At 53.0% G+C, this 253-nt stretch carries 1 protein-coding gene; it reads left to right on the forward strand.

Features of this window, described 5'->3' with window-relative positions; all coding sequences use genetic code 11:
• On the forward strand, nucleotides 1-253 hold a 253-nt coding region (locus ACTHSQ_RS11345), incomplete at both ends, for an Hsp70 family protein (RefSeq protein ID WP_440375964.1).

The following is a 253-nucleotide window of genomic DNA, read 5'->3' on the forward strand; positions in this document are numbered from 1 at the left end:
GAGTTAAACACCCGTCAAGGTGCAAAAACGCCTATCGAAGTATCGGCAGAAATCCTCAAAGCCCTCAAATCGCGTGCTGAAGAAACATTAGGCGGAGATTTGGTCGGTGCCGTCATTACCGTACCCGCCTATTTTGACGATGCCCAACGTCAAGCCACCAAAGATGCCGCACGCTTGGCAGGCTTAAATGTATTACGCCTCCTCAACGAGCCGACTGCCGCCGCAATCGCCTACGGACTGGATAACGCATCAG

The organism is Neisseria sp. P0009.S008, from assembly GCF_051958615.1.
Classification (GTDB): Bacteria; Pseudomonadota; Gammaproteobacteria; order Burkholderiales; family Neisseriaceae; genus Neisseria; species Neisseria subflava.